This window comes from Pseudomonas californiensis, assembly GCF_021147775.1.
Classification (GTDB): Bacteria; Pseudomonadota; Gammaproteobacteria; order Pseudomonadales; family Pseudomonadaceae; genus Aquipseudomonas; species Aquipseudomonas californiensis.
This window is the reverse complement of record NZ_JAGTPK010000015.1, coordinates 77,016-92,280: the sequence shown is the minus strand read 5'-3', so window position 1 is coordinate 92,280 and position 15,265 is coordinate 77,016. Positions and strand designations below refer to the sequence as shown.

Genomic DNA, 15,265 nt, shown 5'->3' with positions numbered 1-15,265 from the left:
GAAAGGTTTGATTCAGTCTGCTTCCAGCACCACAACCCGCTGCCCTGCGCGTACCGCAGAGCCAGGTTGCACGCGCACGTCCGCAACAATGCCGCCGACCGTGGCGAGTACCGGGATCTCCATCTTCATTGATTCGAGAATCACCAGCACATCGCCCGCTTTGACTCGCTCGCCTGGCTGCACCTGAACTTGCCAGAGGTTGCCGGCAATCGGGCTGTCGACGCCTTGCTGGCCCTTCTGCAAAGGCAATTCTTCAAGTGCGGGCGCGACGCCTTCGTCGCTCTGAAAGTCGGCCTGACCATTGGCGATCCAGCGATCACGTTCGGCGTTGAACGCGGCTTGTTGCTGCTGACGGAACGCGGCGATGCCATCCGCTTCACGGGACAGGAAGGCCTGGTAGTCGGTCAGGTTCAGGCTGCTGTGCTCAATGTTCAGCACGAAGCGGCCCAGCGGGAAGTCCCGACGAATGCGCAGCAGTTCATCGGCGCTGACCGGGTAAAAACGGATCTGATCAAAGAAACGCAGCAGCCAGGGTTTGCCTTCGAAGGCGGCGACGTCGCGGTAGCGGTTCCACATCTGCAGCGTGCGACCGACGAACTGGTAGCCGCCGGGGCCTTCCATGCCATACACACACATGTAGGCGCCGCCGATACCGACCGAGTTTTCGGCCGTCCAGGTGCGTGCCGGATTGTACTTGGTGGTCACCAGACGATGACGCGGATCGAGCGGGGTGGCGACAGGCGCGCCGAGGTAGACATCGCCCAGGCCCATGACCAGATAGCTGGCATCGAACACCGTGCGCTGCACTTCGTCGAGGTTGGGCAGGTCGTTGATGCGGCGAATGAACTCCAGGTTGCTTGGACACCACGGCGCGTCCTTGCGCACGGTGGTCATGTATTTCTCGATGGCCAACTGGCAGGCCGGGTCATCCCATGACAAGGGCAGGTGCACGATACGCGACGCGACGTGCAGGTCTTTGGCGGCGCACACCGCGTCCCATTCGCCCGCGACGATGTCGAGCAGCGTCTTGAGGGCAAGCTGTTCCGGGCGATAGTGAACTTGCAGGGAGCGAATGCCTGGCGTCAGGTCGATCACGCCGGGCAGCGCCTTGGCTTCGAGCGCCAGCATCAGGGCGTGACCGCGCAGGCGCAGCACCAGATCAAGCTCGGGCGCGCCGATCTCAAGCAGCACATGCGTATCGCCTGACACGCGTGCCACCAGCCGGGTGTCGTCCTGACCGATGTCCAGAATGACCGGGCTTTGCAGGCGGGCGCTCAGTGGTGTGTCTGAGTGGGCGATGCCTTCCCCGGTATCGCCTTCGCTTGCTCGCGAAAAGGCCCACTCAGCCCCCGATGTGCTCAGGCCATGACACGACTCGATGCTCACCGGATGGAAGCGCACCTTGTCGCCCGCCTTCAACTGGCCCAATTGCCACAAGTCCGCTTCGATAATGGTCACCGGGCACACGAAGCCGCCCAGGCTCGGACCGTCCGGACCGAGGATCACCGGCATGTCGCCCGTGAAATCCACCGCACCGATCGCATACGGATTGTCATGAATATTGGAAGGATGCAGCCCGGCCTCACCGCCGTCAGCGCGTACCCATTCAGGCTTGGGACCGATCAGCCGCACGCCGGTACGGCTGGAATTGAAATGCACCTCCCAGTCGGTGGCAAAAAAGGTGTCGATGTACGCTTCGGTAAAGTATTCCGGCGCAGCGTGCGGGCCATAGATCACCCGGATCTGGCGGGTGGCGGCCAGATCAACGAGTTCGTCTGCTGCGATGGCCTGACCGACACTGCGATCAACCAGTGGCGCAACATGCAGCACGTCGCCAGCGCGCAAGGCCCGGCCACCGTGACCGCCGAACTGGCCCAGCGTGAAGGTGCTTTTGCTGCCCAGATAATCCGGCACGTCGAGCCCGCCGCGTACGCACAGGTAACTTCGCGCGCCGGCTCCTGCGATGGTGCCCAAAGCCAGTGTCGAGCCTGCCCGCACCAGCAATGCGGTGTTCACGGCGCACGGCTCACCATCGATGCTCACCGGAATCACCGCCCCCGTCACCGCCACAACCGCGTCAGTATTGAAGCGCAGCAACGGGCCGCTCATGGTGACTTCCAGTGCGGCGCAACCTTCGGCATTGCCAAGCAGCCGGTTGCCTTGACGTAACGCACGGCTGTCCATCGGCCCTGACGGTGGGACACCGACCGCCCAGTAACCCAGACGTCCCGGATAGTCCTGAACACTGGTCTGAGTGCCACCGCTCAACACTTCGAACGTGTCTGCGTGATAAACCAGCCCTTCCAGACAACGGGTCCAGGGTTGGCCGCTGGCGAAGGGGGTGTCGGCGATGATCTGGCGCAGATAGTCGCGATTGGTTTCCACACCGTACAGACGCGTTTCGTTCAGCGCATCGGCCAGCCCTGCGCTGGCTTCATCGCGGGTGGGCGCCCAACTGATCAGCTTTGCGATCATCGGGTCAAAGTAAGGCGGGATCTCACAACCGGCCTCGACCCAGGTGTCGATACGCAACGTTTGGCCGTCGGCCGACGGGAAACTCACAGCGGTCAGCAGGCCTGGGCAGGGCTGGAAGTCGCGGCCCGGGTCTTCGGCATACAAACGCGCCTGGATGGCATGCCCCGCCGGCTTGAGGGTTGTTTGCAGCGTGCTGAGTGGCGGCAGGTCACCAGCGGCCAATTGCACCATCCAACTGACAAGATCGACACCCCATACCTGTTCCGTAACACCGTGCTCAACCTGCAGGCGCGTGTTCACTTCCAGAAAGTAGAAGCGCTGGTCCTCGCTGTCGAAGACGAATTCCACGGTGCCGGCGCTGCGATAATTGACCGCCTTCGCCAGCTTGATAGCGGCGGCGCACAGTTCGTCAGCCATGCCCGCAGGCAGATTCGGAGCAGGCGTCTCTTCAAGCACTTTCTGATTGCGGCGTTGCACCGAGCAGTCGCGAACACCGAGCGAGAGCACCTCACCCAAACCATCGCCGAAGACCTGCACTTCCAGGTGGCGGGCGCGCTGGATGTATTTCTCGATGAATACACCCGCGTCGCTGAAATTGTTCTGGCCAAGGCGTTTGACCGCTTCGAACGAGTCAGTCAGTTCTTCGGCGCTGCGGCAGACACGCATGCCGATACCGCCACCGCCCGCGGTGCTTTTGAGCATCACCGGATAGCCGATGGTTTCAGCAGCGGCAAGTGCCGACGCCAGACTGTCGAGCAGTTCGGTGCCTTCCAGCATCGGAACACCGTGTTGCCTGGCCAGCGCACGCGCCGTGTGCTTGAGACCAAAGACACGCAGTTGCTCAGGTGTCGGGCCGACGAAAGCGATGCCAGCGTCTTCGCAGGCTTGGGCGAACGCAGCATTTTCAGACAGAAAACCGTAGCCCGGATGAATCGCGCCAGCCCCGCTGGCTTTGGCGATGGCCAGAATCTTGTCTACCGCCAGGTACGTCCCGGCAGCACCGCCTTCGCCCAGGCTGTGGGCTTCGTCAGCCTGCATCAGGTGCAGACTGGCGGCGTCGGCTTCGGAATACACTGCCACGCCCTGAACTTTCAATGTCCGCAGAGTGCGCAGAATACGGCAGGCGATGGCGCCACGGTTGGCGATCAGCAGTTTGTCGAACATGGCATAACCCCGGAAACCCGGGCGTACCCGGTTTCGTGATGGGAAGCGGGCCGTCCCGCTATTGGTTTTCTAAGCAACGGTCGTCCGTCGCTGCCAGAAGGCATTCGGGTGGTATCAGTCGCGAATCAACAACTGCGCAGGCGTCGGGTTGTAGCCGTTGCAGGGGTTGTTCAGTTGCGGGCAGTTGGAGATCAGCACGATCACATCCATCTCTGCACGCAGTTCGACGTACTTGCCGGGGGCAGAAATACCGTCTTCAAAGGTCAGGCCGCCGTCAGCGGTCACCGGCACGTTCATGAAGAAGTTGATGTTCGGCCCGATGTCGCCCTTGGTCAGGCGGCCGTCGTGCAGGCAGGCGCGCAGGTAGTTGTCGCGGCAGCTATGCATGTGACGCTTGTCCAGCGCGTAACGCACGGTGTTGCTCTCCTGGGCGCATGCGCCGCCGAGGGTGTCATGCCGACCGCAGGTGTCGTCGACGATGGTCAGCATCGGTTGGCCGAGGTTGGAATACAGCACGCTGCCCGTGGTCAGGTACACGCTGTTCTGGCGGCGCAACGTGCGCTGCACGTCGTAGCGCTCACGCGGGTTGGCAAGGCTGAAGAACAGCGTGTCAACCGCCTGGTTGCCTTCCAGATCGAGAATACGCACGGTCTGTCCGGCTTTGACCTCGGTCAGAAACGGCTCGCCAGCGGCAATGGTCGCGTCGCAGCAATGATGGGCGTTCAGGTTCATGACAGGGCTCCTCAGGCGAACAGGCGATCAGTGTTGATAAAGCCGCGCTCGTTTTCCGGGCGTGATGTGCGGCAATGCTCGGCGACGCTGGCGTCGGCTTTCATCCAGCTCAACTTGAGCGGTTTCGGGGCGTAGTGCGGGTTGGGGTCCATCGGGTGTTGCAGGGCAGTGAGCACCACCAGCGTGTCCATCGGGGCGTAGAGTTCGATGTAGTCTCCGGCTTTCGAATTGTTCTCAGCAAAATGCAGTGTGCCCTTGTCGTCCACGTCGACCCGGCTGAACAGGTTGAGGGTCATCAACAGGTCCGACAGGCCCAGGCCCCATTTGCCCAGCTCGACCATCAGGTTGTCGACGCCGTTGCGAAAGAAACCGTTGCGCAGTTCCTGATAGCGGCCCTGTCCGTATTTTTCAGCGACTTCCTGCGCATTCAGCACTCCACCGATGCTGTCGCTCCAGCCGCAGGTGTCGGTGACGATGGCAGCGAGTACGCGGCCCATGTCCGAGTACAGGCAGTGGCCGCTACTGAGCCGGGCGGTGTGTTGGCATTTGAGGCTGTCCGGCAAATTCAGACGCTCGGTTTTTTCATGGGCGTTAAGCAGGGTCAGGCTGACGTTGGCGTTGCCGTCCAGGTCAGTCAGGCGCAACAGTTCGCCACGCTTGAGGACGAACGAGCGGTGGGCGCCGCCGGGCAACAGTTCTTCAGCGAAAACGGGGTACAGCGTGGTGGAATCGGTCATTGAACGGGTTCCTCTTTAACCGGTTGCAGCGAATCGAGGGCGGCGCGCTCGGCGCGGCGTTCGCTGTTGAGGGGGATGTCGTATGTGATGCGCGCGCCATAAGCTCCGGGTTCGTGCGGGTCATGGCGGATTTTGTCGAACACCAGCAGACGGGTGCCGAGGTTGAAGCCTTCGGACAGGTCGTGAGTGACCATGAAAACGGTCAGCTTTGTTTCGCGCCACAGCTCCAGCAGCAGGCTGTGCATGTCCTTGCGGATACCGGGGTCCAATGCGCCAAAGGGTTCGTCGAGCAGCAGCACGCGGGGTTTCATGATCAGCGCCTGAGCAATCGCCAAGCGTTGTTGCATGCCACCGGACAGTTGCGTCGGGTATTTGTCCAGCGCGTGACCGAGGCCGACTTTGTGCAGCAACTGCGCTGCCTGCTCGCGGGCGTCCCGTTTGGCTTGCCCGAACAGGCGGCCGATCCAGGGCGAGCGGGGCAGCTCCAGGCCCAGCGCCACGTTGTCGAGCACAGACAAGTGCGGGAACACCGAATAACGCTGGAAAACCACACCGCGGCTGGAATCCGGCTCGTTCGAGAGCGGCTGACCGTCCAGCGTGATAGAACCTCGGCTGGATGATTCCTGACCGAGCAGCAGGCGCAGGAAGGTCGATTTGCCGCAGCCAGAGGCGCCGACCAGTGTGCAGAACTCACCCTCGGCCACGTCCAGATTCAGGCCTTCCAGCACCACCTGGTCGTCGTATTGCTGCCAGACGTTGCGCACGCAGATAAAGCTCATGCTCGTGATCCTTCGTACCAGGGGAACGCACGGCGTGTCAGGGCTTTCAGGCCCCAGTCCATCAGCCAGGCCAGCAGCGTGATCCAGACCACGTAAGGCAGAATCACGTCCATTGCCAGATAACGGCGCACCAGAAAAATTCGATAGCCCAGCCCGTCGGTCGAAGCGATGGCCTCGGCCGCGATCAGAAACAGCCAGGCCGAACCCAGCACCAGCCGCAGCGCGATCAGCAGGCGTGGCAGCAACTGCGGCAGGATCACCCGCAGGATCAGCGTCCAGGTCGAAGCGCCGAGAGTCTGGGCCTTGATCAGCAGCTCGACCGGAATTTCACGGGCGCGCTGTTCCAGGTCCCGGGCAAGGATCGGTGTGATACCGATCACGATCAGCATCACTTTCGACAGCTCGCCCAGGCCGAAAACAATGAACAGGATGGGCAGGATGGCCAGCGGCGGCACCATCGACAGCACCGTCAGCAACGGCGACAAGGGTGCACCGAACATCGGCAGGATGCCTGCCGCTATGCCCAGGCACAGCCCCAGTAACGCGCTGATCCCAAGCCCGATCGCCAGGCGTTGAAGGCTTGACGCGGTGTCCTGCCACAACAGGTATTCCCCGGTTCGCGTGTCGGCGGTAAAAGCCATGCGGTTGACTGCATCAGCCATCTGCACGGCGCTGGGCAGCAATTTGTCGTTGGGGTTCTCCGCGAGCCGCGTCGCTGAGCCCATGAAATAGGCGAACAGCAACAGGGCGAACGGCAGGAGCACCAGAATCAGGCGACCTGCGCGGTCCGGATGGCGGTTTATCAAACGCATGGCAATGACCTTTGTGCGAACGGTGGATTACAGCGTGCCGTCGGCAGCCATCTGCACGTAGCTGGGGTCGAAGTGCAGCTTGAGGTTGGCCTTGTCGCCGGTGGTTACGTCATTGGCGAACGTCATGCCGACAGCGCTGGAGTCCTTGGCACCTTCGCCCAGCAAACCGTGACCGAACGAGAAGTCGGCGACTTTGCGCTGGGTTTCCGGGAGCTGTTTGCTGGTCGCGAACTCAAGCGCCTCCTTGGGTGTGGCGAACAGTTTGGTGGTGTTCAACTGCGCCTGGAAACCTGCCAGATCAGTACCGGATGCCTTGGCCATGTGCTCCAGCGCGGCCTTGCTCTGGGCATTTTTTGCGTTCATCAGTGCAACCACTTCAAACCACGCGCCGGTCAGCGCCTTGCCGAGGGCCGGGTTGTCTTTGAGGGTCTGAGTGTTGACGACCATCATGTCCATGATTTCGCCAGGGATCTGGCTGGAGTTGAACACTTCGGTCACGCCAGGCTTGGCTTTGATATCGGCCAGCATGGGGTTCCAGGTGGTAACCGCCTTGACGTCGCTGGTATTGAAGGCAGCAGAAATATCGGCATCCGAGGTGTTGACGACCTTCAGGTCTTTTTCACGCAGACCGACGCTGTCCAGGGCGCGCGCCAGCAGGTAGTGCGAAACCGAAAGCTCGACTAGATTGACGTCCATGCCTTTGAGGTCGGCCACTTTCTTGCCTTCACCCTTGAGCACGATGCCGTCGTTGCCGTTGGAGAAGTCGCTGACGATAAGCGCAGTGCTTTCCACGCCTCCCGCTGCCGGGATGGTCAGCGCGTCCATGTTGGTCATGGTGCAGCCGTCGAACTGGCCAGCGGTGTACTGGTTGATCGATTCGACGTAGTCGTTGAGCTGTGTCACATCAATCTTGATGCCGTACTTTTTCGCCCACTTGTCGACGATGCCCTGTGTGCCGGCATATTCCCACGGCATCCAGCCCGCGTAGATGGTCCAGCAGACATTGAAGTGATCTTTGGGAGCGGCGTGCGCCGAAAAGCTCAACGCAGCAAGGAGACCTGCACCGAGCAGGCTGAGGAAACGAGACTTTTGCTTGTGCATGTCGAGAAATCTCCAGTAGAAAATAGGGCGGCGAGGAGCAACGTGACACCACTGGTGTCCTGTCTCCCGGGCTTTTTTCCCGCCGTGTAACCTCTACTGGAGGTCGCCAACTCTCGGACCAGCCACTTGCCTTTCGGCAAGCCGGAACCCTAGTCGGCTATTGCAAATTGTGGTGCCGCGAACCTGTGTTGACTCCTGCACGAAGAGAACTAAGCGAGAGTTGTGCCAACTCGGCAGAAGCTTTGTGATTGAAGGCTCGCAGGTCATTCTCGGCTGATTTACTGCCGTTACGTTGCCTCTTGCTGGTGCAGCCTCGCACCGCCATGAAGCGCTTGAGGAAATGTTTTGTAGCATCTTTGTAAAAAACGGAAATGTGACGATGTGCCTTGATCGCAAAGGATTTTGAGCAGTATTTGCTTCAATCGCCATTCTGGGAGCCGTCGGGAACTCAGGCACTAGAAGGCCTTTTCGCTGTCTGATCTTTCGTCCGCCAACCGCTTGGTGGACGCCGACCAGCGTCGCTGGTTTGTGCCCAATCGCGGTCCGGGAGGCCGCCATGTATCGAAGACCCTTGCTTATCGTTTTGCTGACCCTTTTCCTTGCTGGTTGCTACGGAGGCCCTGGTTACTACGAATCCGATGTGTACACGCAGCCCACTACAGTGGTGGGTGGCGGTTACGCTTATGACAATGGTTACCGCTCTACCTACTATCAGGAACGGCGCATCTACGTAGCGCCTCAACAACGCTATTACAATCAACCGCGCTATTACACACCCGCACCGCGCTATTACGCGCCGCCACCGGTGCCGCGTTACTACCAGCCGGGTCGTCCGCCCGGCTATGGATGGAGAGGTGACGGCCCGCGCGGCAACGACGGCTACCGAGGTCGTGGAAACCGTGGCTGGGATGACCACGGAGGCCGGGGCGACCGCGGCGACAGAGGCGGACGTGACCATGGGCGTGGCGACGGCCGCGGTGGTCACCGTTGAACCTTTGCGGTTTATCGCTGAGCTGGATCGTTGAACAGACCTGATCAAAACCGCTCCGCCTTCTGGCGGAGCACTTGTTTTGGCCCCTGAATCAATATTCCGACAGATCTGCCAGCGGGTGCCGCCCTTCCCAGACTTTCTCGAAATGTGCCTCGATGACGGCACGCGGTACCTTGGTGACGTCCTGCCAATGCCAGTGCGGCGTCTGATCCTTGTCGATCAGGCGCGCGCGAACGCCTTCGGTGAACTCAGGGTGGCGACAGCAGTTGAGGCTGATGGTGTATTCCATCTGAAACACCTCGGCCAGCGAAAGATGGCGTGCCCGATGGATCTGTTCCCACACCAGATGTGCCGTCACCGGGCAACCCTGGGCGAGATTTTTCGCCCCTCGCGCCAGCAGGGCATCGTCCTGATGCTGCAGATGAACGAGAGCGTTCCAGGCACAGGCCAGATTGCCCACGTCCAGCAAGGCGTCAATCTGCGGCCTGCGCGGCAGCCACTGCGCGTCCGGCAACTGACCGAGCGCTTCGTGTTGCAAGGCCTTGAGCAGGCTGTTGAGCTGAATGTCTGTCTGTTCCTGCCAGTTGAGCTGCAGCAGCCCTTCAATCAGGTCTTCCTGCTGTTCGTCGAGCAGACAGCGGTCGGCGAGGTCCAGGTCAAGTGCATCTCGCCCGTTGATGTGCGAACCGGTCAAACCCAGAAACAAGCCGAGCTTGCCGGGCAGGCGGGACAGGAACCAGCTGGCCCCTACGTCAGGGTACAGACCGATGCTTATTTCCGGCATGGCCAGACGGCTGCTCGGTGTAACGATGCGAATACTCGCGCCCTGCAACAGCCCCATGCCGCCACCCAGCACATAGCCGTGGCCCCAGCAGATCAGCGGTTTGGGGTAGGTGTGGAGTCGATAATCCAGACGGTACTCCGCGCCGAAGAACTGCGCGGCGAGCGGCGGTACGGTGCCCGGGGATGTGCGACAGGCTTCCACCAGGGTGCGCACATCACCGCCGGCACAGAAGGCTTTGGGTCCATTGCCGCGCAGCAGCACGCATACGATCTGCGGGTTGCTGGCCCAGGCTTCCAACTGTTCGGAAAGCGCCGTGATCATCGGCAGCGACAATGCATTCAGTGACTGTTCTGCATCCAGTGTTGCGATGCCAATGCGGGCGCCGCCCTGCGCGTGGAGTTCTTCGAATTGCAGATTCATCGTGGCCCTCTCTTGCGTGCACTGCAGATAACGTTGGTCTGCGCGGTGCACAATTAAGTTGCAAAGGGATGTCTGAGGCTGAGTGTAGGAAAGGACGCGTGACAGCGTCGTACATTTGACTTTGCGGACGAGCTTTCCTAGTGTCCGCGCATTGTTTTTACGGATTTGATCATGACCACTGACGACCGCATCAAACTTGAGCCCAGCTGGAAAGAAGCGCTGCGTGACGAGTTCGAAAAGCCTTACATGAATCAGTTGCGTGAATTCCTGCGCCAGGAACACGCCGCCCACAAAGAGATCTACCCGCCGGGCCCGTTGATATTCAATGCGCTCAACTCGACGCCGCTGGATAACGTCAAGGTGGTGATTCTTGGGCAGGACCCGTATCACGGCCCGAACCAGGCTCATGGTCTGTGCTTCTCGGTACAGCCGGGCGTGCCGACGCCGCCTTCGCTGGTCAATATCTATAAAGAGCTCAAGCGCGATCTGAATATCGACATTCCCGGCCACGGTTGCCTGCAATCATGGGCCGATCAAGGCGTCCTGCTGCTTAATACCACCCTTACAGTAGAGCGTGCCAATGCAGCCTCCCATGCGGGCAAGGGTTGGCAGCATTTTACGGACCGAATCATTCAGGTGGTCAGTGAGCATCAGCCGCACCTGGTGTTTCTGCTGTGGGGCGCGCATGCACAGAGCAAGCAGAAGCTGGTCGATGCCACCAAGCATCTGGTTCTGACGTCCGTTCATCCCTCGCCGCTGTCGGCTTATAAAGGCTTCCTGGGCAACGGGCATTTTGGACGGGCCAACAAGTATCTGGAGCAGAACGGAATCGCCCCGATTGACTGGCGGCTGCCCAACATCTGATCGAAGCTCAGCCTGCAGGCTTTCTGTTCCAGCGTCGAAACAGCGGTTCTGCGAGAAACAGCACGAACAGCAGGCGCATGACCTGCATGGCTGTGACCAGCGGGACAGACAATTGCAGCACTTCGGCGGTCAGGCTCATCTCGGCAATACCGCCGGGCATCATGCCCAGCGTCAGCGAGCGCACGTCGAGATGGGTGAGGGCGCTCAGGCCAAGGGCGGCGAGGGCGGCGATCAGCATCGTCAGCGCAGTGCCCAGCAAGGTGCGGGCGAGAAAAGACGGGGCCCTGCGAAAGAACTCCCGATTGAAATGACAACCCAGCCCGCTGCCGATCAGCAACTGGCCCAACTGGCTGGCACCGTTGGGCAAGCCGATTCTCAGGTCCCAGACCACGCTGACCACCGCGCTGAGCAGCAATGGCCCAAACAACCACGGGTTGGGTTGCTTGAGTCGTTGCCACAGCCAGGCCAGCGCTGCGCCTACCGGCAGCAGAAACGCCAGCCAGCGCCAATCGACGCTGGTTGCGTGCAGGGCGGGCGCGCCGTCACCCAGCAGGTATTTGAAGATGGCCGGTACGCACAGGACCACTGCGAGCACCCGCAGGCTTTGCGCGGCTGCAACGCTGCTGAGCGTGGCGCCGTTGCGTGCACCCAGATTGACCATTTCGCCGGAGCCACCCGGCATGCTGGAAAAAAAGGCAGTAGGGCGATCTTCGCCGGTGCGCAGCATCAGCCAGACACCGACCAGACACGACAGGCTGGTGACCAGCGCACCGAAGAAAATCAGACCGAAATGCGCCAGTACCTGTTCAATCACGACGGGTGTGAAATGTAGGCCGATGCCGATCCCGATGATCAATTGGCCGCATTTGCGGCCACCGGGAATCTGCGCCAGCTGCCAGGGTGTCAGGCAGCGTACAAGAATGATGGCCAGCAGCGAGCCGACCATCCACGGTAAAGGCCAGCCGACCTGGCTGGCGAGGTAACCGCCAAGCAGGCCGACCAGCGGCGTCGCCCACCAACTGCGCAGAGATGAATCAGGCATTGGCGGCGGTATGCCGTTTGGCACGCTTGCGCCAGATGCGGATCACCGGGAACAACAGCATGAAAATGGTGAGCACCCAGACACCCAGAGTGATCGGGCTGGACCATAGGATCCCTAGCTCGCCATTGGAGATGGACAGCGCACGACGCAGATTCTGCTCCATCAGACCGCCGAGAATGAAGCCCAGCAGGATCGGCGACAGCGGGAAGTCCAGCTTGCGGAGGATGTAACCGAAGATGCCGATGCCGACCATCAGGAACAGATCGAAGGTTGTGGCATGTACGGCGTAGACACCGATCCCGGTGATGATTGCGATCACCGGTACCAGCGCCCAGTTCGGCACGGCCAGGATGCGGGTAAAGATGCGGATCATCGGAATGTTGAGGATCACCAGCATGATGTTGGCGATGAACAACGATGCGATCAGACCCCATACCAGATCCGGTTGCTGTTGGAACAGCATTGGCCCAGGGGTGATGTTGTACAGCGACAAGGCGCCGATCATCACGGCAGTGGTGCCAGAGCCCGGAACGCCCAGAGTCAGCATTGGTACCAGAGCGCCGCAGGCGGTTGCGCCGATAGCGGTTTCCGGCGCTGCGAGGCCGCGCATGTCTCCTTGGCCGAACGTGCCTTTGGGGCCTGCAATACGTTTCTCGGTCATGTAAGCGACAGCACTGGCCAGTGTCGCGCCGGCCCCTGGCAGTACGCCGAGAATGAAGCCCATCAGGCCGCAGCGAATGTTGACCGCAAACACCGCCGCCGCTTCCTTGAAGTTGAACATCATGCGTCCGGTGGCTTTGACCGCTTCCTGCCCTCGGTGGGTTTTTTCCAGCAGCAAAAGAATTTCGCTGATGGAGAACAGGCCCAGTACCAGCACCACGAACTGAATGCCGTCGGTGAGATGGATGTTGTCGCCAGTGAAGCGATACACACCACTGTTGGCGTCGATACCGACGGCTGACAGGAATAGGCCGATCAGCGCGGCAATAAACGTCTTGAGGGGTTTGTCACCGGCCATGCCGCCCAGGCAGACGATGGCGAACACCATCAACACGAAGTATTCCGCCGGGCCGAAGGCAATTGCCCATTTCGCAAGCAGCGGGGCGAACAGCACCATGCCGCAGGTAGCGATGAAGGCGCCGATGAACGAGCTCCAGGCCGAAAGCGACAGCGCTACACCAGCCAGGCCCTTGCGAGCCATCGGGTAGCCGTCGAGCGTGGTCATCACGGTCGAAGCTTCGCCCGGAATGTTGAGCAGAATCGAGCTGATACGGCCGCCGTATTCGCACCCCAGGTAAACGGCCGCGAGCAGAATCAGCGCTGATTCCGGCGGCAGCCCCAATGCGAAGGCAATCGGTATCAACAGTGCGACGCCGTTGATTGGCCCAAGCCCCGGCAGCAGGCCGACGATGGTGCCGATCAAGGTGCCGGACAGTGCGGTTATCAGGTTGTAAGGCGTCAGGGCCACGCCGAATCCGTGGCCCAGGTAGCTGAAAGTATCCATGTTTAATTCTCCAGAACGCTGAGAAGACCCAAAGGCAACGGAACGTCCATGGCTTTATCGAACAGCAGGTAGAGGCCAATGCTCATCAGAATCACCACGACAATGCTCGGTACCCAGCGTCCGCCATACAGGCGCGCCATGGGAATGCCGATCAGAATGCTGCTGAGGATGAAACCCAGTGGCTCGAACAGGCCGGCAAACACGAGTAACAGCGCAATGCAGATACCGATCTTGACCAGGGTTTCGCGGTCGAGCGGGGGCTCTTCCTCGGTGTGCACGATCGGTGTCGGGCGAAATACCAGGTAGAGCAAGGCAGCGCCCATCAGGGCGAGCATCAGCAGCGGAAATGCACGCGGCCCGACTGGTTCATAGGAAAAAGGTGCCTGATACGGCCAGGCCATAAGCGCCAGGCCGATGCATGCGAGCAGCAGCACGGCGGCAAAAATACGTTGTAAGACCATGGAAAGCTCCTGAGTCGCGCCCGTCCGGCGGGCGCAACCGAAAGTCAGTCAATTGCGTTCAATTACTGAACCAGGCCAAATTCCTTGGCCAGCAGCTTGTAGTCGGCCACTTGCTTTTTGACGTAGGTATCCAGCTCCGCACCGGTCATGGCGAACGGGAACAGCTCGCGTTGGTCACGCAGCTTGGCGAAGTCTTCCGAGGCCAAGATCTTGTCGAACGCAGCCTTCCACCAGTTGTACTGTTCGTCGGTGACTTTCGGGCCCAGGTAGAAGCCGCGAACCACTGGCCAGACAATGTCGTAGCCCTGTTCCTTGGCGGTAGGGATGTCTTTCATTTCAGGTTCGTCGATGCGCTTTTCGGCAAACACAGCCAGCAGACGCATATCACCACTCAGGATGTGCGGCATGGAGTCGGAAATGTCGGTACTGCCCACCTGAATGTGCCCGCCCAGCAGTGCCGTGGCGATTTCACCACCGCCTTCCAGTGCCACGTAGCGCAATGCGCGCGGGTTGATACCGGCTGCCTTGGCAATCAGCGCAGTTTGCATCCAGTCCTGGCTGCCGACGGTGCCGCCTGAACCGATCACCACTTTGCTCGGGTCAGCCTTCAGCGCGTTGACCAGGTCGTTGAGGTTTTTGTAAGGCGAGTCACTTTTGACCGCGATGGCGCCATAGCTGGTGCCGACCGCCGCCAGCCAGCGCACAGCGTTCTCGTCGAAGCGTCCGAACTTGCCTTGCGCAAGGTTGAGCAGCGACCCGCTCGACCAGGCCACAAGGGTGCCCGCATCGGCTGGGCGCTGTGCGACCACCGCGTTATAGGCTACTGCGCCGACACCGCCGGGCATGTAAGTCACGCGCATCGGCGAAGTCAGGATCTTTTCATTGATCAGCGCGCTCTGGACGAGTTTGCAGGTCAGGTCGAAGCCGCCGCCTGGAGAGGCCGGCGCGATGCACTCCGGACGTTTCGGTTCGTCGGCAAACAGTTGGCTTACAACCATCATGCAACCAGTGGCCACGGCTATCTGACGCAAGGAAAATTTCATGTGCAGTCTCCTGAGGTGTTTTTGTTTTTGGATGAGGGAAGCTGTTGGGTACTCGTGGACGTCAGGCAGGCGACAAGAGGCCGTGCGCTGACAGGGCTGTCATCGGCGCAAAAAAATGCATTGAAGTCGGGAAGAGGGGCGCTGAACCGTTAGGTCCGTGGAGCGCACGCAAGCGGAAAAGCAATTGCTGACGGGTAGTCGAGCCTGGGATGGCGTAGACATGATGTAACTCCATTCACTGATTTATTGTTTTTATTGTTCAGACGTATCCGGACGCCTGTTCACGTACCCGTTTCAGGGTCGTGCCCCGATGCTAAATGACGAACCTTTCATAAACCTTTCAATTACCTTTCAGG

Annotated in this window: 13 protein-coding genes and 1 riboswitch; of the genes, 2 read left to right on the top strand and 11 right to left on the bottom strand. The window is 60.4% G+C overall.

Annotation, left to right across the window (positions count from 1 at the left end; all coding sequences use genetic code 11):
* Positions 1-12: 12 nt before the first annotated feature.
* From uca to KDX37_RS16350, 6 genes are all read right to left on the bottom strand, one after another.
* Positions 13-3,639: an urea carboxylase gene (gene uca / locus KDX37_RS16375; protein ID WP_231653724.1), complete on the bottom strand. Its 3,627-nt coding sequence runs from the start codon at positions 3,637-3,639 to the stop codon at positions 13-15.
* 114 nt (positions 3,640-3,753) lie between these two features.
* On the bottom strand, positions 3,754-4,371 hold the full coding sequence (locus tag KDX37_RS16370) for an urea amidolyase associated protein UAAP2 (protein ID WP_231653723.1): 618 nt from the start codon (positions 4,369-4,371) through the stop codon (positions 3,754-3,756).
* Positions 4,372-4,382: 11 nt separating this feature from the next.
* The gene (locus KDX37_RS16365; protein WP_231653722.1) at positions 4,383-5,108 is read right to left on the bottom strand and encodes an urea amidolyase associated protein UAAP1; all 726 of its coding nucleotides are present in this window, start codon (positions 5,106-5,108) and stop codon (positions 4,383-4,385) included.
* Positions 5,105-5,887, bottom strand: coding sequence for an ABC transporter ATP-binding protein (locus KDX37_RS16360; RefSeq protein ID WP_231653721.1), 783 nt, complete (start codon positions 5,885-5,887; stop codon positions 5,105-5,107). The genes KDX37_RS16365 and KDX37_RS16360 overlap by 4 nt, the downstream gene beginning before the upstream one ends.
* Positions 5,884-6,699, bottom strand: coding sequence for an ABC transporter permease (locus tag KDX37_RS16355; protein WP_231653720.1), 816 nt, complete (start codon positions 6,697-6,699; stop codon positions 5,884-5,886). Before KDX37_RS16355 ends, KDX37_RS16360 begins: the two co-directional genes overlap by 4 nt.
* A gap of 27 nt (positions 6,700-6,726) precedes the next feature.
* Entirely contained in the window at positions 6,727-7,800 is a 1,074-nt protein-coding gene (locus tag KDX37_RS16350) for a putative urea ABC transporter substrate-binding protein (RefSeq protein ID WP_231653719.1), read from the bottom strand.
* Between the two features lie 61 nt (positions 7,801-7,861).
* Positions 7,862-7,964: riboswitch (guanidine-I (ykkC/yxkD leader) on the bottom strand.
* Between the two features lie 476 nt (positions 7,965-8,440).
* Between KDX37_RS16350 and KDX37_RS16345 the strand changes: the two genes are divergently transcribed.
* Entirely contained in the window at positions 8,441-8,791 is a 351-nt protein-coding gene (locus KDX37_RS16345; RefSeq protein WP_231653787.1) for a hypothetical protein, read from the top strand.
* Between the two features lie 91 nt (positions 8,792-8,882).
* Here KDX37_RS16345 and KDX37_RS16340 read toward each other — a convergent pair whose 3' ends face one another.
* Positions 8,883-9,995: an enoyl-CoA hydratase/isomerase family protein gene (locus KDX37_RS16340; protein ID WP_231653718.1), complete on the bottom strand. Its 1,113-nt coding sequence runs from the start codon at positions 9,993-9,995 to the stop codon at positions 8,883-8,885.
* A 168-nt stretch (positions 9,996-10,163) separates the two neighbouring features.
* Here KDX37_RS16340 and ung point away from each other — a divergent pair, with 168 nt between their 5' ends.
* Positions 10,164-10,859, top strand: coding sequence for a uracil-DNA glycosylase (gene ung, locus KDX37_RS16335; RefSeq protein ID WP_231653786.1), 696 nt, complete (start codon positions 10,164-10,166; stop codon positions 10,857-10,859).
* Between the two features lie 7 nt (positions 10,860-10,866).
* On the opposite strand, the gene KDX37_RS16330 is transcribed toward ung, so the two are convergent.
* From KDX37_RS16330 to KDX37_RS16315, 4 genes are all read right to left on the bottom strand, one after another.
* On the bottom strand, positions 10,867-11,901 hold the full coding sequence (locus KDX37_RS16330; protein ID WP_231653717.1) for an AbrB family transcriptional regulator: 1,035 nt from the start codon (positions 11,899-11,901) through the stop codon (positions 10,867-10,869).
* On the bottom strand, positions 11,894-13,405 hold the full coding sequence (locus tag KDX37_RS16325) for a tripartite tricarboxylate transporter permease (RefSeq protein ID WP_231653716.1): 1,512 nt from the start codon (positions 13,403-13,405) through the stop codon (positions 11,894-11,896). The genes KDX37_RS16330 and KDX37_RS16325 overlap by 8 nt, the downstream gene beginning before the upstream one ends.
* Before the next feature lie 2 nt (positions 13,406-13,407).
* Entirely contained in the window at positions 13,408-13,866 is a 459-nt protein-coding gene (locus KDX37_RS16320; RefSeq protein WP_231653715.1) for a tripartite tricarboxylate transporter TctB family protein, read from the bottom strand.
* Between the two features lie 62 nt (positions 13,867-13,928).
* A complete protein-coding gene (locus KDX37_RS16315; RefSeq protein ID WP_406642555.1) occupies positions 13,929-14,915 on the bottom strand; it encodes a Bug family tripartite tricarboxylate transporter substrate binding protein in 987 nt (328 codons plus the stop codon).
* Positions 14,916-15,265: the final 350 nt, after the last annotated feature.

What these genes read in the sequence shown, in the direction of transcription:
- KDX37_RS16365 (WP_231653722.1), bottom strand. Translation starts at nt 5,108, where the DNA reads ATGACCGATTCCACCACGCTGTACCCCGTTTTCGCTGAAGAACTGTTG.
- KDX37_RS16355 (WP_231653720.1), bottom strand. Translation starts at nt 6,699, where the DNA reads ATGCGTTTGATAAACCGCCATCCGGACCGCGCAGGTCGCCTGATTCTG.
- KDX37_RS16325 (WP_231653716.1), bottom strand. Translation starts at nt 13,405, where the DNA reads ATGGATACTTTCAGCTACCTGGGCCACGGATTCGGCGTGGCCCTGACG.
- KDX37_RS16340 (WP_231653718.1), bottom strand. Translation starts at nt 9,995, where the DNA reads ATGAATCTGCAATTCGAAGAACTCCACGCGCAGGGCGGCGCCCGCATT.
- KDX37_RS16360 (WP_231653721.1), bottom strand. Translation starts at nt 5,887, where the DNA reads ATGAGCTTTATCTGCGTGCGCAACGTCTGGCAGCAATACGACGACCAG.
- KDX37_RS16350 (WP_231653719.1), bottom strand. Translation starts at nt 7,800, where the DNA reads ATGCACAAGCAAAAGTCTCGTTTCCTCAGCCTGCTCGGTGCAGGTCTC.
- KDX37_RS16370 (WP_231653723.1), bottom strand. Translation starts at nt 4,371, where the DNA reads ATGAACCTGAACGCCCATCATTGCTGCGACGCGACCATTGCCGCTGGC.
- uca (WP_231653724.1), bottom strand. Translation starts at nt 3,639, where the DNA reads ATGTTCGACAAACTGCTGATCGCCAACCGTGGCGCCATCGCCTGCCGT.
- KDX37_RS16330 (WP_231653717.1), bottom strand. Translation starts at nt 11,901, where the DNA reads ATGCCTGATTCATCTCTGCGCAGTTGGTGGGCGACGCCGCTGGTCGGC.
- KDX37_RS16320 (WP_231653715.1), bottom strand. Translation starts at nt 13,866, where the DNA reads ATGGTCTTACAACGTATTTTTGCCGCCGTGCTGCTGCTCGCATGCATC.